Origin of the sequence: Dermacoccus nishinomiyaensis, assembly GCF_900447535.1 — a bacterium.
Classification (GTDB): domain Bacteria; phylum Actinomycetota; class Actinomycetes; order Actinomycetales; family Dermatophilaceae; genus Dermacoccus; species Dermacoccus nishinomiyaensis.
The window spans coordinates 192,548-216,399 of sequence record NZ_UFXX01000001.1 but is presented as its reverse complement, the minus strand read 5'-3'; the positions used below and the strand labels follow the sequence as shown (position 1 = coordinate 216,399).

Sequence of the window (23,852 nt, the reverse complement as noted above, 5' to 3'; positions counted from 1 at the left end):
GGTCACTTCTTTCTCAGGAGGGCGAAGAACATGGCGTCGGTGCCGTGCAGATGCGGCCACAACTGGACGGACGGCAGGTCGCCGACGCGCTCGATGGGCTCGTCGAACGCGTCGCGGAACAGCGGCCAGGCGTCCTCCTGGACGACGTCGTCGCGCCGTCCGAGCACCTCCGCGACGACGGCGAGGGTCTCTGCGGGGTGCGGCGAGCACGTCGCGTATCCGATGACGCCGCCCGCACGCGTCGCGTCGATCGCGGAGTCGAGCAGTTCGACCTGCAGAGCGGAAAGCTGCGCGACGTCCGATGGTTGACGGCGCCAGCGCGACTCGGGGCGACGGCGCAGCGCGCCAAGGCCGGTGCAGGGCGCGTCGAGCAGCACGCGGTCGTAGGTGCCGGGCTCCTCACGACCGAGGTCGCGCCCGTCGCCGGTGCCGATGTAGATCTCCGCGCCGTCGTCGAGCAGCGCGCGCAGGGTGCGCCGCACGAGGTCCGTGCGGTGCTCGCTCGCCTCGTTGCAGTAGAGGACGTCGCCGCGCAGGTGCGCGACCGCGCCGAGCAGCGCGGCCTTGCCGCCGGGGCCGGCGCACAGGTCGAGCCAATCCTCGCGTGCGTCGTCGCCCGATGCCGTGCGCGGCGGCACGTCAGCGTCGGCGAGTGCGAGGGCGAGCAGCTGCGAACCTTCGTCCTGCACCGCAGCCCTCGTCTGCCGGATCGCGGGGATGTTCGCGGGGTCACCGAACGGCAGCACCGCACCGACCGGCGACAGGTCGCTCGCCTCGGCTCCGGATGCGACGAGCTCGTCGACGGTGGCAAGGCCCGGGCGGGCGACGAGGCTGACGCGCGGAGGCGTGTTGTCGGCCTCGAGCAGCGCGTCGAGTGCGTCGTCGAGGCTCGCTTGACCGTCCCCGCCCGCGGCTCTGTGGCCGCGCAGCGACTGGCGCAGCGCCGAGACGACCCAGCGCGGATGGGAAGTCGCGACGGCGCGCACCTCGTCGGCGTCATCGACACCGCGCGTGAGGTCGGCGATCCACGTCTCACGGTCGCGCTCCCCCGCGCGTCGCAGGACGGCGTTGACGAAACCCGCCGCACCCGAGCCGGCGTGCTCGCGGGCGAGGGCGACGGTCTCCGACGTGGCGGCGTGGACGGGCACACGCATCGACAGGATCTGGTGCACGCCGAGGCGCAGCACGGCGAGCACGACCGGGTCGATCTGCGACGGCGCGCGACCCGAGCCCGTCTCGATGACGCGGTCGTAGAACCCCTGTCGACGGATGGTGCCGAGGGCCAGCTCCGTGGCGAACGCCGCGTCGCGGCCACTCAGATCATGGCGCGTGAGGACCTTCGGCATCTCGAGGTTGGCGTAGGCACCGTCGTCGACGGCGCGCAGGACGGCGAGCGCCGCACTGCGGGCGGGATCACCCGTGCGCCGGCGCGCTGACGGCGCCTGCTCACTGCGGTGGCCCGCGCCGCGCAAGCGCGCATCCGAACGCTGACGGCCCCGCGCGTCACGGCGATCGTCGCGTGGAGGTTGTTCTCCACGACCGGCGCTCCGCTGCGCGCCTCGGCCGTCGCGCCCGGGGCCGCCCGTACGTCGTTCGTCACGGCCGCCCTGTCCGCCACTCTGGCGGCTGGAGCCGCTGCCGCCGCGTCGTTCGTCACTCACCGAAGCTCTCGCCTTCGTTCAAACGCAGCCCGCGGGCCCAGTCGGCGGCACGCATGACCTTCTTGCCGTGCGGCTGCACCTCGAGCAGTTCGACGACGCCGCCGAGTGCGCCGGCGAACACCTGCGTCTTCGTGGCGTGCAGCTCGCCGGGTGTCAGCGGCGGGCACCCGTCGGCGTCGGCGAGGCGGCTGCGCAGCAGCTTGACGCGCTCACCACGCAGCATCGCCCACCCCCCGGGCGCCGGAGACGCGCCGCGGATACGGCGGTCGACGGCGAACGCGGGCACCGAGAAGTCGAGACGCACGTCGTCGACCTGGATCTTGGGCGCGAGCGAGACACCGTCGCGAGGTTGCGGAATCGGCGTCACGTCACCGTTCGCGAGGGCGTCGAGCGTCGAGACGAGCAGGGACGCACCACCTTCGGCGAGGCGTGTCAGCAGGTCGCCGGAGGTGTCGGTGGGGCCGATCGCCTCCGTCATCGTGCCGAAGACGGGCCCGGTGTCAAGCCCCTCCTCGAGCAGGAACGTCGAGGCGCCCGTCACGTCGTCACCGGCCATGAGGGCGTGCTGCACGGGTGCGGCGCCACGCCAGGCGGGCAGCAGCGAGAAGTGCAGGTTGATCCAGCCGTGCCGCGGAATCGCGAGCACCGACGGCGGGATGAGCCCGCCGTACGCGACGATCGGCGCGGCGTCGGGCTCGAGTTCGCGCAGCCGCGCGACGAAGTCGTCGTCGGACGGTTTCGTCGGCGTCAGCACCTCGAGGCCTGCCTCGAGCGCGAGCTCGTGCACCGGCGACGGCGACGTCTTGCGCCCGCGCCCCTGACGCGCCTCGGGGCGCGTCACGACGGCGACGACCTCGTGGGCCGAATCGAGCAGGGCCCGCAACGACGGCAGAGCCGCCTCCGGGGTTCCGGCGAAAACTACGCGCATCGGCTGGTGGGCCCTTCGTCGGTTCGAGCGGGCGGCTCGCGCAGCTCCGCAGGGGGTGAGTCGTGAGGAATCAGTCTAGTGGTGAGCCGCGCCGGCCCCGGCGGTGCCGTCGGGCGTCTCGGACACGCCGGCACTCGTCTGGCGCGAGCCGGCTGACGGCTCCAACGGCAGCCCGCGCAGGCGCAGATCGTCGCGCAGGGTGTCGGGGTCGGTGAACAGGATCGCGTCGAGGCCGGCTTGCTCGGCCCCCATGACGTTGGCGGCTGAGTCGTCGATGAAGACGGCGTCGCTCAACCCGCCGCGGTGGCGCGTCACCTCTTCGAGGATCTCCCAGATCTCCGGGTCGGGCTTCGTCACGCCCTCCTCGCCGGAGACGATGATCTCCTCGAACAGGTCGAGCACGTCGCCGTGCAGCGAACGGGCGACCTCGAACAGCTCGGCGCTGAAGTTGGTCAGCGCGAACAGTGGCACACCCGCCTCAGCGAGTTCGCGCACGATGGCGACGCTGCCCGCGATCGGCTCGGCGATGGCGAGGTGGAAGTTGTCGATGTAGGCCTGCGCCGCGGCCGTGTGGTGCGGGTGTCGCTCGTCGATCTCGGCGACGATCTCGCGCCACGCGCGCCCGCCGTCAGCGGCGAGGTTGTGTGCGAAGAAGTCGAGTTCGGGGTCGGTGAGCAGCGCTGTCGCCGCGTCCTCGCCGACGGCGTCGAGCAGTGCCGCGCGCGGCTCCCAGCGCACGAGCACGTTGCCGATGTCGAACACGACCATGTCGACCGGGCTCGGCTGCGGCGCGTCACCCAGGTCGGCGAGGCTCGCGAGGTCGCCGGCGTCGGGGCCGTCGAGGTCGTCGAGGTCGATCGCCCGGGCGCGGCGGCCGGCACTCGAGGTGAGGCCGCTCGTGAGGTTAGGTCCAGACATCATGGCGCCACCGTAGCGGGCGGAGCGGCTCGGGCTCGTCATGCCAGGCCGTCCAGGAGTGGGTCGAGGCGCACCGTGACGACGGGTTCGCGCGCGGCTGAGCGTGACGCGGTGAGGGCGCGCAGCAGCGCCGGGACGTCTGCATCGGTCGGGTCGTTCCACCGCGCGAGGAAGCGCACGAGCGACTCGTCGTCGTCCGACGACGTGGCCTGACGCTGGGGCGTCGCCCGGTCGAACACGTGCCGGCGCCGCAGCGGCAGCGGGCCGAGTACGTCGACGCTGACGTCGTGCTCGCGCGCCGCCTTCTCGAGCGCTTCGGCGTACCGAGCGGCCGCGCGTCGCGGGCCCTCGAGCGCTGCCATCCGCGTGGCGGGTGGCAGCATCACCTCGACGCGCTCGGCGAGTTCACGCGCCGCGAACCACCGCGGCGCCCAACGCACGAGCGCCTCGACGGCGGGAAACGGCACGTGCCGGGGCACGCCCGCAAGGTAGACGACGCCGCCCGTCGACGCCGGGCGCACGAGGCCCGCCGCGGCGCACCAATGCGTGAGGGCACGCTGACCGGCGTCGAGCCCGCCCCGGTCGAGCAGGGCCCATGCGTCGAGCAGGATCGCGGCGCTGTACCCGTTCTCGGCGACGGGTTCAGCACCGGGGGTGCAGATGACGAGCGCGGGCTCGTCGGGCACGCTCGCGAGCACGTCCGGCGCCCCGGAGCGCCGCACCGGCACCCCGGGAAACGCACGGCCCAGTTCTTCGGCGGTGCGTCCGGCCCCGATCGTCAGCGACCGGATCTCGTGGCTGCCGCACTCGGGGCAGGTCAGCACGTGCGCGACGTGGCCGCACCACCGGCAGGTCGGGGCGCTGTGCTCGCCGTCGAGCCCGAGCGGCCCGTGGCACACGTCGCAGGTCGACTTCGTGCGGCACCGGGCGCACGCGATCGTCGGGATGTACCCGCGGCGCGGCACCTGGACGAGCACCGGCCCGTCCTGCAACGCGCGGGTCGCGCCCTGCCATGCCTCGGCGGGGATGCGCGCGCGGGCTGCGGCGCCGTGACGCTCGACGCTGCGGTCGTCGCCCGTGACGACGACGCGCGCGCTCGTGCGTTCGACCGGGTCGACGGGGACACTGACGCCGGCCTCGACCTGGGCCTGCACCCGCACCGACGGCACGGCGCCCGCGCTCAACAGGGCGGCCGGGGCGAGGTCGGCGCGAGTCTCGAGCACGGCTCCGACGTGCGGATACGGCGCGTGCGGGTCGACGTGAAGGGTGTCGGCGTCGTCCCACCACACGACGAGGCCGAGGTCGGGCACCGGAGCGAACATCGCCGCGCGCGTTCCGACGACGACATCGGCGAGGCCGCGCAGCGCCTTGAGAAACGCGGTGTAGCGGGCCTGCGGACCCATGTCCGCCGTGAGGGTGACGACCTGATCGTCGCTCAACCGGGCCGAACACGCCGCGGCGACGCGATCGACATCCCGCCCGTCGGGCACGACGACGACGGTGCAACGCCCAGAATCGCGCACCGCTGCCGCGGCGTCCGCGACGGCGGCAGGCCAGGCATCCGGGCCGAACAGCCCGGGCGCGACATCCCAGGAACCACGCGGGTTCTCCCCCGCGGCAAGATGCGTGAGCAGGCTCAATCCCCCGGCGTAGTGACGCCACGCGCTGAGCGGCGCCGGCGCACTGGCCGCCACCGCGCCGCTCGTCGCATGACTCGTCGAGGCCATATCATCGCCCGGTGTAGGCCCGTCGGCCGCAACCGCGCCGCTGGACGTCGCGCTCGTCGAGGCATGCCCGCCGCACGACGCGAGCGCCTCGCCAGGAGCAGCCTCGTTATCAGCGACAGCCGCACCATCATGGGCAGCAGCGCCGCCCGTGACAGCCGAAGCCTCGTCGTCAGGCTCAGCCGGCACAGCCGAAGCGGCGTCAGGACCAGCGTTCCCGGCCTCAGCCACCTCGGGCATCGATCGATCCGCCGCCGACGCCTTCGCCATCCGCTCGTCGAGGGCCTTCTCGGCGCGTGCGTGCCGCGGTGGGATCGCGAGGCGCAGGACATCGGAGACGGTGCCGCCCATGCGAGCGGCGACGGCTTGCGCCACCTGCCAGATGTGCTCGGTGAGCACGGCCTCGGGCGACACGACGGCGAGCAGCGGGCTCAGCGTGCCGGTGAACTCGGGGGTCTCGCGCACGCCGACGACGTACCCGGTGATGCGCTTGCCGTGGAAACGCACCTTGACGGCGACGCCGAAGCGCACGTCATCGGCCAGTTCGGCGGGGATGCGGTACTCGAACTCGCGGTCGAGGTGAGGCACCTCGAGCATCGGCCAGACGACGGCGACCCGTTCGCTCCCACCGTCGCGCGTAGCAGCCTTCGCGCTGCCCGCATCGTCCCCGCGTGCCTTGGCGCGCACGGCGTCGCGCAGCAGCGCGAGTTGTTCGCTGCTCGCGGCGTGCACGTCGTCGCTCGTCATGACCTCATCTCTACACGAGTGCTCCGACAACCCCGGCATCCCGGGAGTTTCGGGGCCTGAAAGCAACCGTGCCGCGGCCCGATCGAGCGGGTCACGGCACGGATCACGCCTCTCAGCCGGCCGCGCGCTGCAGCTCTTCGATGCGGTTCGTCTGCTCCCACGTGAAGGGGTTCTCGACGCCGTCGGCGCTCGTGCGACCGAAGTGGCCGTACGCGGCCGTCGGCTGGTAGATGGGGCGCAGCAGGTCGAGCGCGTCGACGATAGCGGCCGGACGCAGGTCGAACGTGTCCGCGATGGCCTTCTGGATGACGTCGAGCGGCTTCGTCTCCGTGCCGAAGCACTCGACGTAGAGGCCGACGGGCTGCGCCTTGCCGATGGCGTACGCGACCTGCACCTCGCAGCGCTTCGCGAGGCCCGCAGCGACGACGTTCTTCGCCACCCAGCGCATCGCGTACGCAGCCGAACGGTCGACCTTCGACGGGTCCTTCCCGGAGAAGGCGCCGCCGCCATGGCGGGCCATGCCGCCGTAGGTGTCGACGATGATCTTGCGGCCGGTGAGGCCCGCGTCGCCCATCGGGCCACCGATGACGAACTTGCCGGTCGGGTTGATGAGCTGACGCATCTCGTTCGTGTCGAGTGTGACGCCGCTCGCCGCGAGCTCCGCGATGATGGGCTCGATGACGTGACGCGTGATGTCGGGCGCGAGCTGGCCGTCCAGGTCGATGCCGGCGTCGTGCTGCGTCGACAGCACGAGCGTGTCGAGCGCGACGGCCTTGTCACCGTCGTAGGAGATCGTCACCTGCGTCTTGCCGTCGGGGCGCAGGTAGTCGAGGTCGCCGTTCTTGCGGACGCTCGTCAGGCGCTCGGAGAGGCGGTGCGCGAGGTGGATCGGCAGCGGCATGAACTCGGGCGTGTCGTCGCACGCGTAGCCGAACATGAGGCCCTGGTCGCCCGCGCCCTGGCTGTCGAGGGGGTCCTCGCCGCCGCCGACGCGGTGCTCGTGAGCGCTGTCCACGCCCTGCGCGATGTCCTCGGACTGAGCGCCGATCGAGACGGAGATGCCGCAGCTGTGGCCGTCGAAACCCTTTTCGGACGAGTCGTAGCCGACGTTCGTGATCACCTTGCGCACGAGCTTCGCGACGTCCGTGTACCCCTCGGTGCGCACCTCGCCGGCGACGTGGACGAGACCCGTCGTCACCATCGTCTCGACGGCCACGCGGGCCTGCGGGTCCTGACGCAGCATGTCGTCGAGAATCGCGTCACTGATCTGGTCGCAGATCTTGTCGGGGTGGCCCTCGGTGACGGATTCGGACGTGAAGAGACGAGACAACGGAATGACTCCTTAGGGCAGCGGCTGCTGGCTGGGTGCGACGCACCCATCGTTGATGTTACTGAGAGGGGACGAGGTCGGCGACGAGATCGAGCAGCGCCGCCGCGATGTGAGACTTGGGCGCCGGGCCGACCGTGACGACGTCATCACTGCCGCGGCGCAGCAGGTGAGCCGTCGACGAATCCTGAGCGAACGTCACGCCGTCGCCCACCTCGTTGGCGACGAGGACGTCGCAGCCCTTGCGGGCCAGTTTCGCGCGGGCGTGGTGGAGAACATCGCCGTCAGCGTCACCCGTCTCGGCCGCGAAGCCGACGATGACACGGCTCGACACGTTCGTCGACGCGGCTGTCGGCTGGAGCTCTGCATCACGCTGACGCACCGCCTCGGCGAGGATGTCCGGGTTGCGTACGAGGGTGATGACGGGCGCCGAGTCGTCGCCGTGGGTCTTCTTGATCTTGGCGTCCGCGACGTGGTCGGGACGGAAGTCGGCGACCGCGGCCGCCATGACGAGGACGTCGGGCGTCGCGGCGAGCACCGCGTCACGCATCTGAAGGGCGCTCTCGACGCTGACGACGCGGACGCGCTGCGCGAGGTCGGCCGGGGGCTGCATCGTCGTGACGAACGTGACGTCGGCGCCGCGATCGGCGGCCGCCGCCGCAATGGCGAAACCCATCTTGCCGCTGCTGCGGTTGCCGAGGTAACGCACCGGGTCGATGGCCTCGCGCGTGCCGCCGGCGGTGACGAGCACGGTCCGGCCGGCCAGAGCGCCTGACGGGGTGACGGCGTCCTCCTCGCGCCCGGTGGTCTCGGCCAAGCCGCCCGCGGTGGCGCCGCCACGTCGCTCTCCGCTCGCCGCAGCCGCGAGGGCCGCGTCACGGATGACGTCGGGGTCGGGCAGGCGCCCGGCGCCGGTGTCGGCGCCCGTCAGCCGCCCGGACGCGGGCTCGACGATCGTCGCGCCACGCGAGCGCAGCGTCGCGACGTTCGCCTGCGTCGCGGGGTGCAGCCACATCTCGGTGTGCATCGCCGGCGCCATGATGACGGGGCAGCGCGCCGTCAGCAGGGTGTTGGTGAGCAGGTCGTTCGCCATGCCGGCCGCGGCCTTGGCGAGGACGTCGGCCGTCGCGGGGGCGACGACGACGAGGTCGGCGTTCTGCCCGAGCCGGACGTGCGGAACCTGCGCGACGTTCTCGAACACGCCTGTCTGCACGGGCTTGCCGGAGAGTGCCTCCCACGTCGGGGCGCCGACGAACTCGAGCGCTGACGCGGTGGGCACGACCGTCACGTCGTGGCCGGCTTCTGTGAAAAGACGAAGGAGCAACGCCGCCTTGTAGGCAGCGATGCCCCCTGTCACACCGAGAACGATGCGCATGTGCGAGATCGACTCAGGCTTCGAGCTTCTCGATGGAGAGCAGGCCCTCGTTCATCTCGCGCAGCGCGATGGAGAGCGGCTTGTCCTGCGGCTGGGCGTCGACGAGCGGGCCGACGTTGTCGAGCAGGCCGTCGGCGAGCTGGCTGTAGTAGCCGTTGATCTGACGGGCGCGCTTGCTCGCGTACGTGACGAGGGCGTACTTGCTGTCCGCGATCTCGAGCAGGTCGTCGATGGGCGGGTTGGTGATGCCGATGGGCTCGGCCTTCGTGCCGGACATGTGTCCCTCTTCTCCTCGGGGCGCGTGGCCGCCGTCGCTGCGCGTGATGCGCGGCGCGCGGGCAGGCGAACGTGCCTCAGTGTTCAGGTGTTCTCATCAATGATACGAGTTCTTCGGAGGCACGCCGAACATCGTCGTTGACGATGACGTGGTCGAACTCGCTCTGCGCCGCGAGTTCGACCTTCGCGGTCTCGAGGCGGCGCTCACGCTCTTCGGGGGTTTCGGTGCCGCGGCCGACGAGTCGGCGAACGAGTTCGTCCCAGCTCGGCGGCGCGAGGAAAACGAAGAACGCATCGGGGGCGTTCTGCTTGACCTGACGCGCGCCCTGCAGGTCGATCTCGAGCAGCGGGAGGCGGCCGTCGGCGATGGCCTGCTCCACGGGCGCCTTCGGCGTGCCGTACGACGCCCGACCGTGGACGATGGCGTGCTCGAGGAAACCACCGTTCGCGGCCATCTCGGCGAACTCGTCGTCCGTCATGAAGTAGTAGTGGACACCGTCCACCTCACCCGGACGTGGCGGGCGCGTCGTCGCTGACACCGACAGCCACACCTCGGGATAGTGCTCGCGGATGTACGCGGCCACCGTCCCCTTGCCGACAGCCGTCGGCCCGGCCAGAACGACCAGTCGTGCACTCACCGCCATGCCCTTTCGTCAACGCCCGCCCCGATCAGCGGTTCGCTCATCCTTTCACATGGGTGCGCGCACCACACGAGCGTCATCTCAGGTCGCACCGACGCCGCCGATCTGCCGATCGGTGCGGTTCTGCACCGTCTGGGGAGCGCCGGCACAAGTCGGCCCGGGCGCCTCGCGATGCCTGTCTCCGCTCAGCGGAGGCCGGCCACCGACTCACGCGTGCGCTCGACGGCGGCGACGAGCCCGTCGACGGAGGGGCCAGCCTTGAGGACGTCGCGTGACGTCGTCGGGATGACGCGTGAGATGGACTCGCCGAACACCGATCGCATCGACTCGACGGTGCCGCCCTGTGCGCCGAAACCGGGCGCGAGGATCGGCGCGTTCGAGGCAGCGAGAGCGCCACCCAGACCGAGGTCGTCGAGGGCCGAACCGATCGTCGCGCCCATGACGAACCCGACGTGGCCCCACTCCCCTCGCGCTGCCGCGTCGGCGTTGTCGCGCGTCGCGGCGGCCACGATGTCGCCCGCCACGGTGCCGCCCGGCGTGACGGCGTGCTGCACGCCCGCACCCTCCGGGTTCGACGTCAGCGCAAGCACGAACACGCCGCGCCCGGTGTCACGCGCGAGATCGAGCGCCGGCCGCAGCGACTCGTATCCGAGGTACGGGCTCACGGTGATGGCATCCGCGGGTTCCGGCGCATCCTTGCCGAGGAACGCCTCGCCGTACGCCGTCATCGTCGTGCCGATGTCGCCGCGCTTCACGTCGAGGATGACGAGCGTTCCCGCCGCGCGCAGCTCAGCGGTCACACGCTCCAGCAGCGCCACCCCCCGCGCGCCGAACACCTCGAAGAAGGCGGACTGCGGTTTCACCGATGCGACCCGCCCACCGAACGCCTCGACGCACGTCAGCGCGAACCGCTCGACACCGGAGTAGGAGTAGTCGAGCTCCCACGACTCGACGAGCGAGCGGTGTGGGTCGATGCCGACGCACGCCGGCCCGAAGCGCGCCTGCGTCGCCGCGAGCCGAGCGCCGAAGCCGGCGCTGTCACGTGCAGCGGGTTCAGCAGATGTGGTCATGGGAACCTCCGTGAAGATGAAACATGAACAGGAAAGGACTTCGGCCCTGGCTGCCTCGCGCACGAGCCCGGCCGCCGTGGGCCGTTCGAGGATGAGGCCCAGCGCGCCTGGATGACATGGTTGCCGGCGTCACGCACGAGCCGAACCGCCGTCGATCGCACAAGCGGAATGCGCGCGCTTCCATGGGTGGCGGTCGCTCTCGTGCACGACCACACGGCGCGTCACGTCACGCATGCGCCGCCCCGACGAGCCCGGCGACGGTGAGATCGCGCTCGGCGAGGAAACCGGCAAGCCCGTCCCGCAGCCTCACCCCGGCCCGCGGATCGCGGAAGAGCGCCGAGCCCACCTGGACGGCCGAAGCCCCTGCCGCGAGCGCCTGGACGGCGGCGTCGACGCACGCGATGCCGCCCCCGGCGATGATGGGTGCCGTCGGCAACCGACCGGCCACCATGGCGGCCTTCACCTCGAACACGCCACCGACCGTCAGCGGCAGCAACGCCGGCCCGGCCATCGCAGCACGGGTGCCCGCGCGCGGGCGCAGCGTCGTCACGTCGATGCTGGAGGCGACCGGAGCGTGCCCGAGCACGAGTGCGTCAGCACCCGACTTGAGGCAGGCGCGCGACAACTCGACGAGGTCGGTACCGAGCGTCAGCTTCGCCGCGAGCATGACGTTGCGCGGCAGGTGCTCCCGCACGCGCGCGATCACCTTCGTCACTGCGTACTCGTCACCGGCGAACGCTCGCCCGTTGTTCGCCTCGTTGGCGACCGAGAGATTGACCTCGACGCCGAGCACCCCACGCAGCGCCGTCCGTCGCCGTACGGCCGCGGCCGCGTCGGCGAAGTCGCCGCTCGTCGCACCCGCGATGGAGACGATGACGGGTGTCGGCGCCGTCACCCCCCACGGCAGACGCGTCGCGTTGAGCGAGTTCGCGCCGACGTTGGGCGTGTCGTGCGGGTGCACGATCCCTGACGGCGATTCGACGATGACGCGTTCGCGCGACGCGTCCTGCGCCTCCACCGTCAGCGACGGCGTGACGAGCGCACCGAACGCGCCGAGCCCACCCCAGCGCACGAGTTCGTGCCCGTACCCCGCACACCCAGAAGCCGCGATGAAGGGTGAGTCGAGCTTGTTCAACCCCAGCGTCGTCGCGAGTGCCCCGCTCATGCCGAGACCTCGAGCAACTGCGCCCACGCCATCCGATCGGCGGGCAGGACGGGCCCTTCGGTGCAGCAACGCACGGGCGTCACCTCCCCGTCCGCGTTCGCGACGGGCAGCGCGCACGCCCTGCACAACCCGGTTCCACAGGGCATCGGCACGCCGAACGCGGCCTGCACGGGAACCGAATGCCGTTGCGCCGCAGCGGTGATCGCGGCCAAGGACGTCACGTCGCCACTCGCATACACGAGGGCCGTCTCGTGCTGACGCAGCGTCGCATCCAGCGCCACCTGCATGCGGTACGCGAGGTCCTCCCCCGCGCCCGCGTCGGGCACCACCGTCGTGACGCTGCCGACGAGCCGTCGCGCCTCGATGACGCCGAGGAGCCGACGCTCGTCCTCACCGCCGATGACGACCCGCGGTACCTGGCAGCCCGCGCGGCGCAGCGTCTCGACGAGCCACACGGTCGACGCCGTGCCCGCCCCGACCGCTGCGACGACGACGGGCACCGGGTTCGTCGGAATAGGGAAACCGCGTCCGAGCGGGCCGAGGATGCTCACCTCGTCGTGCAGGCGCCGCGCAGCCAGCCACGCCGAACCGGCGTCCGCATCGGGGTCGACGACGACCTCGACGGTGCCGCCGTACGTGCCGCTCGGCGTCACCGAGCGAAGCGGCAGGGCACGGCGCGTCACGATGGCGGAGGCGTCATCCCCGACGGCGAGCGAGACGAGCTGCCCCGGTCGCGCGAGTTCGGCGATGCCCGCCGCGACGAACGTGTGCGCGACGAACGCGCCGACACGTCGCGTCGAGATGAGTTCACCGGTGACGGCGACGACGTCCTTGGGCTCTCGGGAGCCACTCACGGCACCCTCGTCACCCGAGGTCGTCGCAGCCGTCACCGGCGTCGATCCGGCGATGTCGACCTGCCTCAGCGCGTGCCGTACATGTCGAGGTCGCGTGCGTGCTCCTGCAGCGACTTCACCGCGTACGAGCCGTGCATGCTGGCCTCGATGGCCTGCACGGCGGCCGCGAGCTCCTGCACCGTCGTGAGGATCGGCGCGTTCATCGATGTCCCTGCCGCGCGGATCGCGTAGCCGTCAGCGCGTGCATCCGACCCGGACGGCGTGTTGACGATCATCGCGACCTCGCCGTCGAGGATCTGCGACACGATCGTCTTCTCCCCGTCCGGCCCGGGGCCTTCGGAGTGCTTGCGCACCACGGTAGAGGCGATTCCGTTGCGGCGCAGCACATCCGACGTCCCGGGCGTCGCGAGGATCTCGAAGCCGAGGTCGACGAGACGCTTGATCGGGAACAGCATCGCGCGCTTGTCGCGGTTCGCGCACGAGACGAACACGGTGCCTGACGTCGGCAGCCCCTGCCCTGCGCCGAGCTGCGCCTTGGCGAACGACGTGGCGAAGTCGGCGTCGATGCCCATGACCTCACCCGTGGAGCGCATCTCCGGCCCGAGCAGCGAGTCGACGACCTGCCCCTCGGCGGTGCGGAAGCGCTGGAAGGGCAGCACGGCCTCCTTGACCGCGACGGGCGCGTCCATCGGCAGCTTGGCGCCGTCGCCGCTCGGCGGTAGCAGCCCTTCGGTGCGCAGGTCAGCGATCGAGGCGCCGAGCATGACACGCGCCGCGGCCTTCGCGAGCGGCACGGACGTCGCCTTCGCGACGAACGGGACGGTGCGCGAGGCGCGCGGGTTTGCCTCGAGGACGTAGAGCACGTCTTGCGCGAGCGCGAACTGCACGTTCATCAGGCCGCGTACGCCGATGCCCTGAGCGAGCGCCAGCGTCGAGGCGCGCACGCGCTCGAGCTCTTCGGTGCCGAGGGTCGCGGGCGGCAGGACGCACGCGGAGTCACCGGAGTGGATGCCGGCCTCCTCGACGTGTTCCATGATGCCGCCGAGGTACATGTCCTCGCCGTCGAAGAGCGCGTCGACGTCGATCTCGATCGCCTCGTCGAGGAAGCGGTCCACGAGCACGGGGTGCTCCGGCGACGCCGTCGTCGCGCGCGTGACGTAGCCGCGCAGCGTCTCGTCGTCGTAGACGATCTCCATGCCGCGCCCGCCGAGCACGTAGCTCGGGCGCACGAGCACGGGGTAGCCGATCTCGCGGGCGACCTCGATGGCCTCCTCGGCCGAGAAGGCGATGCCGTGACGCGGCGCGGGCAGCTTCGCGTCGGCGAGCACGCGCCCGAACGCGCCGCGGTCCTCCGCCAGGTCGATGGCCTCCGGCGAGGTGCCGACGATCGGCACCCCCTCGTCCTTGAGCGCCTTCGCGAGCCCGAGCGGCGTCTGACCGCCCAGCTGGACGATGACGCCCGCGATCGGGCCGGCCTCGCTCTCGGCGTGGACGACCTCGAGCACGTCCTCGAGCGTCAGCGGCTCGAAGTACAGGCGCGAGCTCGTGTCGTAGTCCGTCGAGACGGTCTCGGGGTTGCAGTTGACCATGATCGTGTCGTACCCGGCGTCACGCAGCGCGAACGAGGCGTGCACGCACGAGTAGTCGAACTCGATGCCCTGACCGATGCGGTTCGGGCCCGATCCGAGGATGATGACGGCCGGCTTCTCGCGCGACAGCACCTCGCTCTCCTCGTCGTAGGAGGAGTAGTAGTACGGCGTCTGGGCGGCGAACTCGGCGGCGCACGTGTCGACCGTCTTGTAGACCGGGCGCACGCCGAGGGCATGACGCACGCCGCGCACGACGTCCTGCTTCATGCCCGTCAGCTGCGCGATCTGGGCGTCGGAGAAACCGTGCTTCTTCGCCAGGCGCAGCAGGTCGGGCGTCAGCTGGGGCGCCGCCGCGATCTCGGACGCGACGTCGTTGATGAGCTGCATCTGGTCGAGGAACCACGGGTCGATCTTCGTCGCCTCGTGCACCTCCTCGACGCTGAGGCCCGCGCGCAGCGCCTGCTGCACGAGGACGATGCGTCCGTCCGTCGGCTGCTTGGAGCGCTCGAGGATCTCGAGTGCCTCGTCGCGGCTCGTCACCTCGCTCGCCGGATCCCAGTGGAACTGGCCGTCGCTGCGTTCGATCGAGCGCAGCGCCTTCTGCAGCGCCTCGGTGAAGTTGCGGCCCAGCGCCATCGCCTCGCCGACGGACTTCATCGTCGTCGTCAGCGTGCGGTCGGCGGCGGGGAACTTCTCGAACGCGAAGCGCGGCACCTTGACGACGATGTAATCGAGCGTCGGCTCGAAGCTCGCCGGGGTCTCGGCGGTGATGTCGTTCGGCACCTCGTCGAGCGAGTAACCGATGGCCATCTTCGCGGCGATCTTCGCGATCGGGAAGCCGGTCGCCTTCGACGCGAGCGCCGAGGAACGCGACACGCGCGGGTTCATCTCGATGACGATCATGCGCCCGTCGGCCGGGTTGATGGCGAACTGGATGTTGCAGCCACCGGTGTCGACGCCGACCTCGCGGATGACGGCGATGCCGACGTCGCGCATGCGCTGGTACTCGCGGTCGGTGAGCGTCAGAGCGGGAGCCACGGTGATCGAGTCACCGGTGTGCACGCCCATCGGGTCGAAGTTCTCGATCGAGCAGACAACAACGACATTGTCGACGTTGTCCCTCATCACCTCGAGCTCGTACTCCTTCCACCCGAGGATCGACTCCTCGAGCAGCACCTCGGTCACGGGGCTCGCCTGCAGGCCCGCGCCGGCCATGCGGCGCAGATCGGTCTCGTCGTAGGCGAAGCCGGAACCGAGGCCGCCCATCGTGAACGACGGGCGCACGACGACGGGGTAGCCGAGGTCGTCGGCGGCGGCGAGCACCTCGTCCATCGTGTGGCAGATGTGGCTCTTGGCCGATTCGGCGCCACAGCGCTCGACGACGCCCTTGAACTTCTCACGGTCCTCGCCGAGCTCGATCGCCTCGACGTTGGCGCCGATGAGCGGGCAGCCGTACTTCTCGAGGACGCCGTTCTTGTGCAGCGCGATCGCGGTGTTGAGCGCGGTCTGACCACCGAGGGTCGCGAGCACCGCGTCCGGGCGCTCCTTGGCGATGATCGATTCCACGATCTCCGGCGTGATCGGCTCGACGTACGTGACGTCGGCCGTCTCCGGGTCGGTCATGATCGTCGCCGGGTTCGAGTTGACGAGGATGACGCGCAGGCCCTCCTCGCGCAGGACGCGGCAGGCCTGCGTCCCCGAGTAGTCGAACTCGGCGGCCTGACCGATGACGATCGGGCCGGAGCCGATGACGAGGACGCTCTTGATGTCGGTGTTCTTGGGCATCAGGCGTTCACCTTCTGGTTGTCGCTCATCATCTCGACGAAGCGGTCGAACAGGTACGCCGCGTCGTGCGGGCCGGCCGCGGCTTCGGGGTGGTACTGGACGGAGAACGCCGGGATGTCGAGGCAACGCAGGCCTTCGACGACGTCGTCGTTGAGGCACACGTGCGAGACCTCGACGCGCCCGAAGCTCGTGCCGTGTTCGGCGTCGCTGGGCGCCTGCGTCGATCCCTCGATCGGGGCGTCGACGGCGAAGCCGTGGTTCTGCGCGGTGATCTCGACGGTGCCGCTCGCCTTGTCGAGCACCGGCACGTTGATGCCGCGGTGGCCGTACTTCAGCTTGTACGTGCCGAACCCGAGCGCGCGCCCGAGCAGCTGGTTGCCGAAGCAGATGCCGAAGTACGGGATGCCGGCCGCGAGCACGTCGCGCAGCAGCTCGACCTGCGGCGCCGTCGCCGGGTCGCCGGGGCCGTTCGAGAAGAACACGCCGTCGGGGTTGATCGCCGTGATGTCGTCGAGCGCCACCGTCGCCGGCAGCACGTGCACCTCGATGCCACGCTCGCTCATCATCCGCGGCGTGTTCGACTTGATACCGAGGTCGACGGCCGCGACGGTGAACTTCTTCTCACCCTTCGCCTCGACGACGTATGCCTCCTTCGTCGCGACCTCGGATGCGAGCTCGGAGCCCTCCATCTGCGGGGCGTTCTTCACCGCGTCGAGCAGGTCGGCGTCGCTGTTCGCGGCGTCCGCACCCGAGAACACACCGACGCGCATCGCGCCGCGCTCGCGCAGGTGGCGCGTCAGGGCGCGTGTGTCGATGTCGCAGATACCGACGATGCCCTGCTCGGCGAGGTCGTCCTCGAGGGTGCGCACCGAGCGCCAGTTCGACGGGCGGATGGCGGGGTCGCGCACGACGTAGCCGGCCACCCAGATCTTGCCCGACTCGTAGTCCTCGTCGTTCATGCCCGTGTTGCCGACGTGCGGGGCCGTCATGACGACGACCTGCTTGTGGTAGCTCGGGTCCGTCAGCGTCTCCTGGTAGCCGGACATGCCGGTCGAGAACACGGCCTCACCGAACGTCGTGCCGATCGCGCCGTAGCTGCGGCCGCGGAAGATGCGTCCGTCCTCGAGGACGAGGCAGGCCGGTTCGCGCGAGACGAACGCACTGGCGCGCTTCGTCGTGGCGGGGGTGGTGTCGTTCACTGCTGAACCTCTCCGTCGTGGAAGGTGCGACGTCCGCGCAGGTACGTCGAGACCACAGCGCCCTCGAGCGTGTGGCCGTGCCAGGGGTTGTTGCGGGAAAGCGACTTCGAGTCGTCCTTGTTCACCGTGACGGTGACGGACGGGTCGAAGAGCGTGATGTTGGCGGGTGCGCCGGCGACGAGGCCCTGGCCGTGCGAGCCCAGCCGGGCGATCGCGGCGGGCTTCGTCGACATCGCATCGGCGACCTGTTGCCACGTCATGCGGCCCGTGGCGACCATCGTCGTGTGGACGACGGCGAGCGCCTGCTCGAGGCCGAGCATGCCGAACACGGCGTCCGCGAACGCGTGCTCCTTGTCGTGGCGCGCGTGCGGCGCGTGGTCGGTCGCGACGATGTCGATCGTGCCGTCGGCGAGCGCCTCGCGCACGGCCTCGATGTCCTCGCTCGGGCGTAGCGGCGGGTTGACCTTGTAGACCGGGTCGTAGCTCTCGACGAGGTCCGTCGGCAGCATGAGGTGGTGTGGGGTGGCCTCCGCGGTCACGGCGATGCCGAGCGACTTCGCCCAGCGCAGCACCTCGACGGTGCCCGCCGTCGACGCGTGCGCGACGTGGACGCGGCTGCCGGTGTGGCGCGCGAGCATGACGTCACGCGCGACGATGACCTCCTCCGCGACGCCGGGCCAGCCTGGCAGGCCGAGGCGTCCGGAGATCTCACCCTCGTGGCAGCAGGCCTGGCCGTCCGCGAGGTTCGGGTCCTGCGCGTGCTGGCTGACGACGCCGTCGTACGTCTTGACGTACTCGAGCGCGCGACGCATGAGGCGGCTGTCGTGCACGCACTTGCCGTCGTCGGAGAAGACCCGGACGGCGGCGCGCGAGCGGGCCATGAGGCCGAGCTCGGCGAGTTCCTCGCCGGCGAGGTTCTTCGTCACGGCGCCGATGGGGTGGACGTCGACGAGTCCGACGCGCTCCCCCAGTTCGGCGATGCGCTCCGCGGCCTCGGCGGTGTCCGTCACGGGGTTCGTGTTGGCCATCGCGAAGACGGACGTGAAGCCGCCGGCGGCGGCAGCCGCCGAACCCGTCGCGATCGTCTCGGCGTCCTCGCGGCCCGGTTCGCGCAGGTGGGTGTGCAGGTCGACGAGGCCGGGCAGCGCGACGAGTCCGTCGGCGTCGACGCGCGTCGCGCCGGCGGCGTCGAGGTTCGTACCGATCTCGGCGATGGCGCCGTCTCGCACGAGGATGTCGGCCGCGCCGGTGCCGACGACGTCGGCGCCGGTGATGAGAACGGGGCCTGCGTGGTCGCTCATGCCTGAGCTCCTTCCGTCGAGTTCGAGGCGAGTAGGTGGTACAGGACGCTCATGCGCACGGCGACGCCGGCGCTCACCTGGTCGAGCACCTTCGAGCGTGCTTCGTCGGCGGCGTCGGGGCTGATCTCGAGGCCTCGGTTCATCGGGCCCGGGTGGCAGATGACGGCATGCTGCGGCAGCAGCGCGAGGCGGTCGCGCGTCAGGCCATACCCGACGGTGTACTCGCGCGGCGTCGGGAAGTAGCCGCCGGACATGCGTTCGCGCTGCACGCGCAGCATCATGACGGCGTCGACGTGCGGCAGCACGGCGTCGAGGTCGTAGCTGACGTCGAAGCCGTCGCGCGCAGCCCAGGCGGCGATGCCGGACGGCATGAGCGTCGGCGGCGCGACGAGCGTGACGTGCGCGCCGAGGGTCTTGAGCAGGATGAGGTTGGAGCGCACGACGCGACTGTGCGTGAGGTCACCGACGATCGCGACGTGCTTGCCCTCGAGCGTGCCGAGCTGCGCCTGCATCGTGTAGGCGTCGAGCAGCGCCTGCGTCGGGTGCTCGTGGGTGCCGTCGCCGGCGTTGACCACCATGCAGTCGACCCACTGGCTCACCTGCAGCGGCGCTCCGCTGCGGTTGTGGCGGATGACGAGGCCGTCGACGCCCATGGCCGCGACCGTCATCACGGTGTCGCGTAGCGACTCGCCCTTGCTGACGCTCGAGCCCTTCGCACTGACGTTGATGACGTCCGCAGACAGCCATTTCCCGGCGATCTCGAAGGAGCTGCGGGTGCGCGTCGAGTCCTCGAAGAACAGGTTGACGACGGTGCGTCCGCGCAGCGCGGGCAGTTTCTTGACCTCGCGGTTCTGCACGTCGTGCATGGCGGCGGCCGTCTCGAGGATCATCTCGGCGTCGTCGTGGGTGAGGTCGGCGGCCGACAGCAGGTGCTTCACGACGCGTCCTTTCGCTGCTGCGGCGCGGCGGGGCCGCTGATGCGCACCTCGTCGCTGCCGTCGGTCTCGGCGACGCGCACGCGCACGTGCTCGCTCGTCGCCGTCGGCAGGTTCTTGCCGACGTGGTCAGCGCGGATCGGCAGTTCGCGGTGGCCACGGTCGACGAGGACGGCGAGGCGGACGGCCTTGGGGCGCCCGAGGTCGCCGAGCGCATCGAGGGCGGCGCGCACGGTGCGTCCGGAGAAGAGCACGTCGTCGACGAGGACGACGGTTCGCCCATCGATGCCGGCTGCGGGGATGTCGCTCTGATGCGCCACGCGGGCGGGGTTGGCACGCAGGTCATCGCGGTACATCGTGACGTCGAGCGTGCCGACGGGGATGTCGATGCCTTCGACGTCCTTGAGCGCGTCGGCCAGGCGGCGGGCGAGGTGCGCGCCACGCGTCGGGATGCCAAGCAGGACGAGGTCGTCCGCGCCCTTGTTGCGTTCGAGGATCTCGTGAGAGATGCGGCGCAGAGCGCGACCGATCTCGGGGGCCGACAGGACCACGCGGCCGTCGTCGGGAGTGGTTCGTGATGTCGAGACGTCCCCGTCACCGGGTACGCCGAGAGCGTCGCGCGTCATGCGCAGGCCTCCTTCGCCGCCTCACAGGACGGATCGTTAAAGGATGATTCCGCTGCCCACCTTATCGCGCCTCGCCGGCCACGCCTGACCGGCGTCGTCCTGTTGGGACCCCGGCACTCGGCCTGGTGACCTGCTCTTGGCAGTCTCCGAGGTCGGACACCGTGAATGAGCGTTCAGAACTCGACGAAGCGCGCCGCGTCGTCACGGGCCGGGACGGGCAGGTCATCGATGCCGCCGTGCCGCAGCGCTGCTTCTCGCGACGCGGCCCCGATGTTGTCTAGCTCCAGCGACTGGACGAGCCGGTCGAACTCGCGCGGATGCGTCAGCCGCAGCACGGGCACCCCCTCCGGCGCAGCCTCCCAACGGCGCATGCGCTCGCGTTTGCGCGCGAACGATGAGAAGTGCCACCGCACGATTGAGTTGCGCGAGAACAGCTGTCGCACGTTCTCCGTGTTCCCGTTGCACACGGGCGTGCGAGTGGTGAGGCGATGGACGCAGCGGCGCACGAGGCGGGAGAGGGTGAGGGCACGCGAGTAGTCGAGCGCGATGACGACCTGCGCCCGCTCGAGCATGACGTCCCTCCAGGCGCCGTACGCCGAATCGACGACCCAGCCCTCTGCGCTCGCCATCTGGTGCGCCAGAGCCCGCTGCTCGTCCTGCGGACGCTCGACCCAGCCGGGCAGCCACCCGACCTCGTCGTCGACGAGGTGGACGGGCAGCCCCAGGGCAGCGCCGAGCCGCGCCGCGGCCGTCGACTTGCCCGATCCCGTGACGCCGTACAACAGCACTCGCTGCGCGTGTTCGACATCGGAGAGGGAGGCGACGGGCATGATCCGAGCATATCGGGGCACTCAGGCCCACGCGAGCGACATGACACGACCCACCCGCGCGAACGGGTGGGTCGTGTCATGTGAGTGGTGGACGGGGCCGTCAGTCGACGATGCTCGACTTCACTTCGGACAGCTTGGTCAGCAGACCACCGATGAACTGCGGCGAGTTGTCGGTCGACAGCTCGGTCGCGAGGTTCTTGGCCTCGGAGACGGCGACGCCGTCGGGCACGTCGTCGACGTAGAGCACCTCGTAGGCCGCGACGCGCAGCAGGGCGCGGTCGACGGCAGGCATGCGATCGAGCGTCCAACCGCGTGCGTACGTCTCGAGCGCTTCGTTGATCGTGCGCCAGTGGTCGACGACGCCGCGCACGAGCACCGCGGTGTACTCCGGCAACGGAGCCGGCGTCACGGGCGCGAGGACGCGCTCGTCGAGCAGGTCCTTCGCGTTGATGTCACGCTGCTCGGCTTCGAACAACAGGTCGAGGGCGCGCTTGCGCGCCTTGGTGCGAGCACCCATCGATCAGGAGACGCGGCCGAGGTAGGAGCCGTCGCGCGTGTCGACCTTGACCTTCGTGCCCTGCTCGAGGAACAGCGGCACCTGGATCTCGGCGCCCGTCTCGAGCGTCGCGGGCTTCGTCCCACCGGTGGAGCGGTCGCCCTGCAGGCCCGGCTCGGTGTGCGTGATCTCCAGGACGACGGACGCAGGCAGCTCGACGTAGAGGACGGTGCCGTCGTTCTGCGCGACGATCGCCTCTTGGTTCTCGAGCAGGAAGTTCGCGGCGTCACCGACGGCGGTGGCCGGGATGTTGATCTGGTCGTACGTCTTCGTGTCCATGAACACGTAGTCGTCGCCGTCCTTGTAGAGGTACTGCATGTCGGAGCGGTCGACGTTGGCCGTCTCGACCTTGACGCCGGCGTTGAACGTCTTGTCGACGATCTTGCCGCTCATGACGTTCTTGAGCTTCGTGCGGACGAAGGCCGGGCCCTTGCCGGGCTTGACGTGCTGGAACTCGACGACGGACCACAGCCCGTTGTCGATCTTGAGAACCATGCCGTTCTTGAGGTCGTTCGTGCTCGCCATGGAGATCCGCCTTCGTTCATCGGGCAGCGCCAGGGCTCGTCGGCCCCGTGAACGCGCACCCGGGTGATGCCGCTGCGGACGGTGATCCGCGCGGCCGGTCAACAATCGCCCGCGCAGGCGCACGGGCATCAGCATCAAGTCTATCGTGTGAGCGCACCTCCCCCGATCGACGTTCCACACCTGCGCGTGATGCATTTCACGTCGAGCCTCGCCATACTGGGCGCATGAAGTGGACTCGCCTCGTAGCCGCCCTGCCCGCACTCGGCACGGCCGGTGTCGCCGCCTACGACCTCACGCAGAAGAACCACTCGCTGCTGCGCAACTTCCCCGTCCTCGGCCACGCGCGCTACGCGATCGAGCTGATCGGCCCCGAGATGCGGCAGTACATCGTCGCCGGCAACGACGAGGAGCGCCCGTTCAGCCGCGACCAGCGCGCCTGGATCTACCGCTCGGCCAAGGGCGTCAACAACTACGTCGGCTTCGGCACCGACAACGACCTCGAGAGGAACGAGGGCTACCCGATCGTCAAGCACCGCACGTTCGCGCAGTCGCATGCCGCGGAGACCGACGACCACGCCATCCCCTGTGCGAAGGTGCTCGGCGGCGCCCGCGGACGCGCCAAGGCGTTCCGTCCGCGCTCGGTCGTCAACGTCTCCGCGATGAGCTTCGGCTCGCTCTCCGGCGCGGCGATCACCGCGCTCAACAAGGGCGTCGCACTCGCCGGGGCGATGCACAACACCGGCGAGGGCGGGTTGTCCACCTATCACCGAAGCGGCGGCGACCTCATCCTGCAGATCGGCACCGGCTACTTCGGCTGCCGTGCCGAAGACGGCCACTTGGACCTCGACAAGCTCGTCACCGTCGTCGAGTCGGCGCCCGTCAGGGCCATCGAGATTAAGCTCTCCCAAGGCGCCAAACCGGGCCTCGGCGGCGTCCTGCCCGGCGCGAAGGTGACGAAGGAGATCGCCGACATCCGCGGCGTCCCGCAGGGCGAGACCGTCGTCTCGCCGTCACGGCACACCGCGTTCCACGACATCGACTCGATGCTCGACCTCGTCGAGACGATCGCCGAGCGCACAGGCCTGCCCGTGGGCATCAAGTCGGCCGTCGGCGAGATGGGTTTCTGGCAGCAGCTGACGGCAGCGATGTCGAGCGTCGACGGCCCGCGCCGCGGAGTCGACTTCGTGACGATCGACGGCGGCGAGGGTGGCACGGGTGCGGCGCCCGTCGTGTTCTCCGACTCGGTCGCGCTCCCCTGGGCCGTCGGCTTCTCGCGCGTCTACGCCCTGTTCGCGGAGGCCGGCCTCACCGACGACGTCGTGTTCATCGCCTCCGGCAAGCTCGGCCTGCCGATCACGGCGGCGCAGGCGTTCGCGATGGGGGCCGACATGATCAACGTCGCGCGCGAGGCGATGCTGTCGATCGGCTGCCTGCAGACGCAGAAGTGCCACGAGGACACCTGCCCGACGGGCGTCGCGACGCAGAACGCGTGGCTCGCGCACGGCCTTGACCCCGAGCTCAAGAAGGTTCGCCTCGCGAACTACCTCGTCGCGCTGCGCAAGGACCTGCTGAAGATCAGTGACGCCGTCGGCGTCGCGCACCCCGGTCTGCTGACGCCCGACGACGTCGAATTGCTCGACGGGATGCGCAAGGGCACAGGCCTCGCCGACGTCTTCGGCTACCAGCCCGACTGGGGGCGCCTCGGCGACGAACTGGCGCGCGAGATCACCGACATCATGGTCGCCGGCGACTTCGAGAACGCCGGCACCGCCGCCGGTGACCGCGAGACGGCGAAGAAGGAGCAGCCGACGCGCTGAACG

At 70.6% G+C, this 23,852-nt stretch carries 20 protein-coding genes; 1 reads left to right on the top strand and 19 read right to left on the bottom strand.

What is annotated here, in order from left to right; translation table 11 throughout:
- Nucleotides 1-2: 2 nt before the first annotated feature.
- From DYE07_RS01200 to efp, 19 genes are all read right to left on the bottom strand, one after another.
- Entirely contained in the window at nucleotides 3-1,472 is a 1,470-nt protein-coding gene (locus DYE07_RS01200; RefSeq protein WP_115296156.1) for an RsmB/NOP family class I SAM-dependent RNA methyltransferase, read from the bottom strand.
- Between the two features lie 181 nt (nucleotides 1,473-1,653).
- The gene (gene fmt, locus DYE07_RS01195) at nucleotides 1,654-2,589 is read right to left on the bottom strand and encodes a methionyl-tRNA formyltransferase (RefSeq protein ID WP_115296155.1); all 936 of its coding nucleotides are present in this window, start codon (nucleotides 2,587-2,589) and stop codon (nucleotides 1,654-1,656) included.
- A 75-nt stretch (nucleotides 2,590-2,664) separates the two neighbouring features.
- Nucleotides 2,665-3,510: an HAD family hydrolase gene (locus DYE07_RS01190; RefSeq protein ID WP_231729357.1), complete on the bottom strand. Its 846-nt coding sequence runs from the start codon at nucleotides 3,508-3,510 to the stop codon at nucleotides 2,665-2,667.
- Nucleotides 3,511-3,545: 35 nt separating this feature from the next.
- Nucleotides 3,546-5,978 carry a primosomal protein N' family DNA-binding protein gene (locus tag DYE07_RS01185; RefSeq protein ID WP_115296154.1) on the bottom strand — a complete coding sequence of 811 codons (2,433 nt, stop codon included), beginning with the start codon at nucleotides 5,976-5,978 and terminating at the stop codon, nucleotides 3,546-3,548.
- A gap of 112 nt (nucleotides 5,979-6,090) precedes the next feature.
- Complete coding sequence (metK, locus tag DYE07_RS01180) at nucleotides 6,091-7,308, bottom strand: methionine adenosyltransferase (protein ID WP_038568493.1); 1,218 nt, start codon at nucleotides 7,306-7,308, stop codon at nucleotides 6,091-6,093.
- Nucleotides 7,309-7,366: 58 nt separating this feature from the next.
- Entirely contained in the window at nucleotides 7,367-8,680 is a 1,314-nt protein-coding gene (locus DYE07_RS01175) for a bifunctional phosphopantothenoylcysteine decarboxylase/phosphopantothenate synthase (protein ID WP_115296153.1), read from the bottom strand.
- Nucleotides 8,681-8,693: 13 nt separating this feature from the next.
- On the bottom strand, nucleotides 8,694-8,957 hold the full coding sequence (gene rpoZ / locus DYE07_RS01170; protein ID WP_006943764.1) for a DNA-directed RNA polymerase subunit omega: 264 nt from the start codon (nucleotides 8,955-8,957) through the stop codon (nucleotides 8,694-8,696).
- Between the two features lie 76 nt (nucleotides 8,958-9,033).
- Nucleotides 9,034-9,600 carry a guanylate kinase gene (gene gmk, locus DYE07_RS01165; protein ID WP_038568496.1) on the bottom strand — a complete coding sequence of 189 codons (567 nt, stop codon included), beginning with the start codon at nucleotides 9,598-9,600 and terminating at the stop codon, nucleotides 9,034-9,036.
- Nucleotides 9,601-9,782: 182 nt separating this feature from the next.
- Nucleotides 9,783-10,667 carry an orotidine-5'-phosphate decarboxylase gene (gene pyrF, locus DYE07_RS01160; RefSeq protein WP_074045238.1) on the bottom strand — a complete coding sequence of 295 codons (885 nt, stop codon included), beginning with the start codon at nucleotides 10,665-10,667 and terminating at the stop codon, nucleotides 9,783-9,785.
- A gap of 226 nt (nucleotides 10,668-10,893) precedes the next feature.
- Nucleotides 10,894-11,832, bottom strand: a complete 939-nt coding sequence (locus DYE07_RS01155) for a dihydroorotate dehydrogenase (RefSeq protein WP_115296152.1) — start codon at nucleotides 11,830-11,832, stop codon at nucleotides 10,894-10,896.
- Entirely contained in the window at nucleotides 11,829-12,686 is an 858-nt protein-coding gene (locus tag DYE07_RS01150; protein ID WP_237723732.1) for an iron-sulfur cluster-binding protein, read from the bottom strand. The genes DYE07_RS01155 and DYE07_RS01150 overlap by 4 nt, the downstream gene beginning before the upstream one ends.
- A 65-nt stretch (nucleotides 12,687-12,751) precedes the next feature.
- Complete coding sequence (gene carB / locus DYE07_RS01145; RefSeq protein ID WP_115296150.1) at nucleotides 12,752-16,060, bottom strand: carbamoyl-phosphate synthase large subunit; 3,309 nt, start codon at nucleotides 16,058-16,060, stop codon at nucleotides 12,752-12,754.
- Nucleotides 16,060-17,259 (bottom strand): glutamine-hydrolyzing carbamoyl-phosphate synthase small subunit, encoded by a 1,200-nt coding sequence (carA, locus tag DYE07_RS01140; RefSeq protein WP_074039459.1) that lies wholly within the window; start codon nucleotides 17,257-17,259, stop codon nucleotides 16,060-16,062. Before carA ends, carB begins: the two co-directional genes overlap by 1 nt.
- Entirely contained in the window at nucleotides 17,256-18,560 is a 1,305-nt protein-coding gene (locus tag DYE07_RS01135) for a dihydroorotase (RefSeq protein WP_115296149.1), read from the bottom strand. The genes carA and DYE07_RS01135 overlap by 4 nt, the downstream gene beginning before the upstream one ends.
- Complete coding sequence (locus DYE07_RS01130; RefSeq protein ID WP_006943772.1) at nucleotides 18,557-19,498, bottom strand: aspartate carbamoyltransferase catalytic subunit; 942 nt, start codon at nucleotides 19,496-19,498, stop codon at nucleotides 18,557-18,559. Before DYE07_RS01130 ends, DYE07_RS01135 begins: the two co-directional genes overlap by 4 nt.
- A complete protein-coding gene (pyrR, locus tag DYE07_RS01125) occupies nucleotides 19,495-20,121 on the bottom strand; it encodes a bifunctional pyr operon transcriptional regulator/uracil phosphoribosyltransferase PyrR (protein ID WP_006943833.1) in 627 nt (208 codons plus the stop codon). The genes DYE07_RS01130 and pyrR overlap by 4 nt, the downstream gene beginning before the upstream one ends.
- 173 nt (nucleotides 20,122-20,294) lie before the next feature.
- The gene (locus tag DYE07_RS01120) at nucleotides 20,295-20,951 is read right to left on the bottom strand and encodes a P-loop NTPase family protein (RefSeq protein WP_062258140.1); all 657 of its coding nucleotides are present in this window, start codon (nucleotides 20,949-20,951) and stop codon (nucleotides 20,295-20,297) included.
- Nucleotides 20,952-21,051: 100 nt separating this feature from the next.
- Nucleotides 21,052-21,468 (bottom strand): transcription antitermination factor NusB, encoded by a 417-nt coding sequence (gene nusB, locus DYE07_RS01115; RefSeq protein WP_115296148.1) that lies wholly within the window; start codon nucleotides 21,466-21,468, stop codon nucleotides 21,052-21,054.
- A 3-nt stretch (nucleotides 21,469-21,471) separates the two neighbouring features.
- Nucleotides 21,472-22,032 (bottom strand): elongation factor P, encoded by a 561-nt coding sequence (efp, locus tag DYE07_RS01110; protein WP_006943829.1) that lies wholly within the window; start codon nucleotides 22,030-22,032, stop codon nucleotides 21,472-21,474.
- 224 nt (nucleotides 22,033-22,256) lie between these two features.
- Here efp and DYE07_RS01105 point away from each other — a divergent pair, with 224 nt between their 5' ends.
- Nucleotides 22,257-23,849, top strand: coding sequence for an FMN-binding glutamate synthase family protein (locus tag DYE07_RS01105; protein ID WP_115296147.1), 1,593 nt, complete (start codon nucleotides 22,257-22,259; stop codon nucleotides 23,847-23,849).
- The last annotated feature ends 3 nt before the right edge of the window (nucleotides 23,850-23,852 follow it).

Bases quoted from the DNA above. Each gene is read 5' to 3' on its own strand.
- DYE07_RS01135 (WP_115296149.1), bottom strand. From the start codon at position 18,560: ATGAGCGACCACGCAGGCCCCGTTCTCATCACCGGCGCCGACGTCGTC.
- carB (WP_115296150.1), bottom strand. From the start codon at position 16,060: ATGCCCAAGAACACCGACATCAAGAGCGTCCTCGTCATCGGCTCCGGC.
- gmk (WP_038568496.1), bottom strand. From the start codon at position 9,600: ATGGCGGTGAGTGCACGACTGGTCGTTCTGGCCGGGCCGACGGCTGTC.
- DYE07_RS01155 (WP_115296152.1), bottom strand. From the start codon at position 11,832: ATGAGCGGGGCACTCGCGACGACGCTGGGGTTGAACAAGCTCGACTCA.
- fmt (WP_115296155.1), bottom strand. From the start codon at position 2,589: ATGCGCGTAGTTTTCGCCGGAACCCCGGAGGCGGCTCTGCCGTCGTTG.
- DYE07_RS01175 (WP_115296153.1), bottom strand. From the start codon at position 8,680: ATGCGCATCGTTCTCGGTGTGACAGGGGGCATCGCTGCCTACAAGGCG.
- nusB (WP_115296148.1), bottom strand. From the start codon at position 21,468: ATGGGTGCTCGCACCAAGGCGCGCAAGCGCGCCCTCGACCTGTTGTTC.
- DYE07_RS01185 (WP_115296154.1), bottom strand. From the start codon at position 5,978: ATGACGAGCGACGACGTGCACGCCGCGAGCAGCGAACAACTCGCGCTG.
- pyrR (WP_006943833.1), bottom strand. From the start codon at position 20,121: ATGACGCGCGACGCTCTCGGCGTACCCGGTGACGGGGACGTCTCGACA.
- DYE07_RS01105 (WP_115296147.1), top strand. From the start codon at position 22,257: ATGAAGTGGACTCGCCTCGTAGCCGCCCTGCCCGCACTCGGCACGGCC.
- DYE07_RS01190 (WP_231729357.1), bottom strand. From the start codon at position 3,510: ATGATGTCTGGACCTAACCTCACGAGCGGCCTCACCTCGAGTGCCGGC.
- DYE07_RS01120 (WP_062258140.1), bottom strand. From the start codon at position 20,951: ATGCCCGTCGCCTCCCTCTCCGATGTCGAACACGCGCAGCGAGTGCTG.
- rpoZ (WP_006943764.1), bottom strand. From the start codon at position 8,957: ATGTCCGGCACGAAGGCCGAGCCCATCGGCATCACCAACCCGCCCATC.
- pyrF (WP_074045238.1), bottom strand. From the start codon at position 10,667: ATGACCACATCTGCTGAACCCGCTGCACGTGACAGCGCCGGCTTCGGC.
- efp (WP_006943829.1), bottom strand. From the start codon at position 22,032: ATGGCGAGCACGAACGACCTCAAGAACGGCATGGTTCTCAAGATCGAC.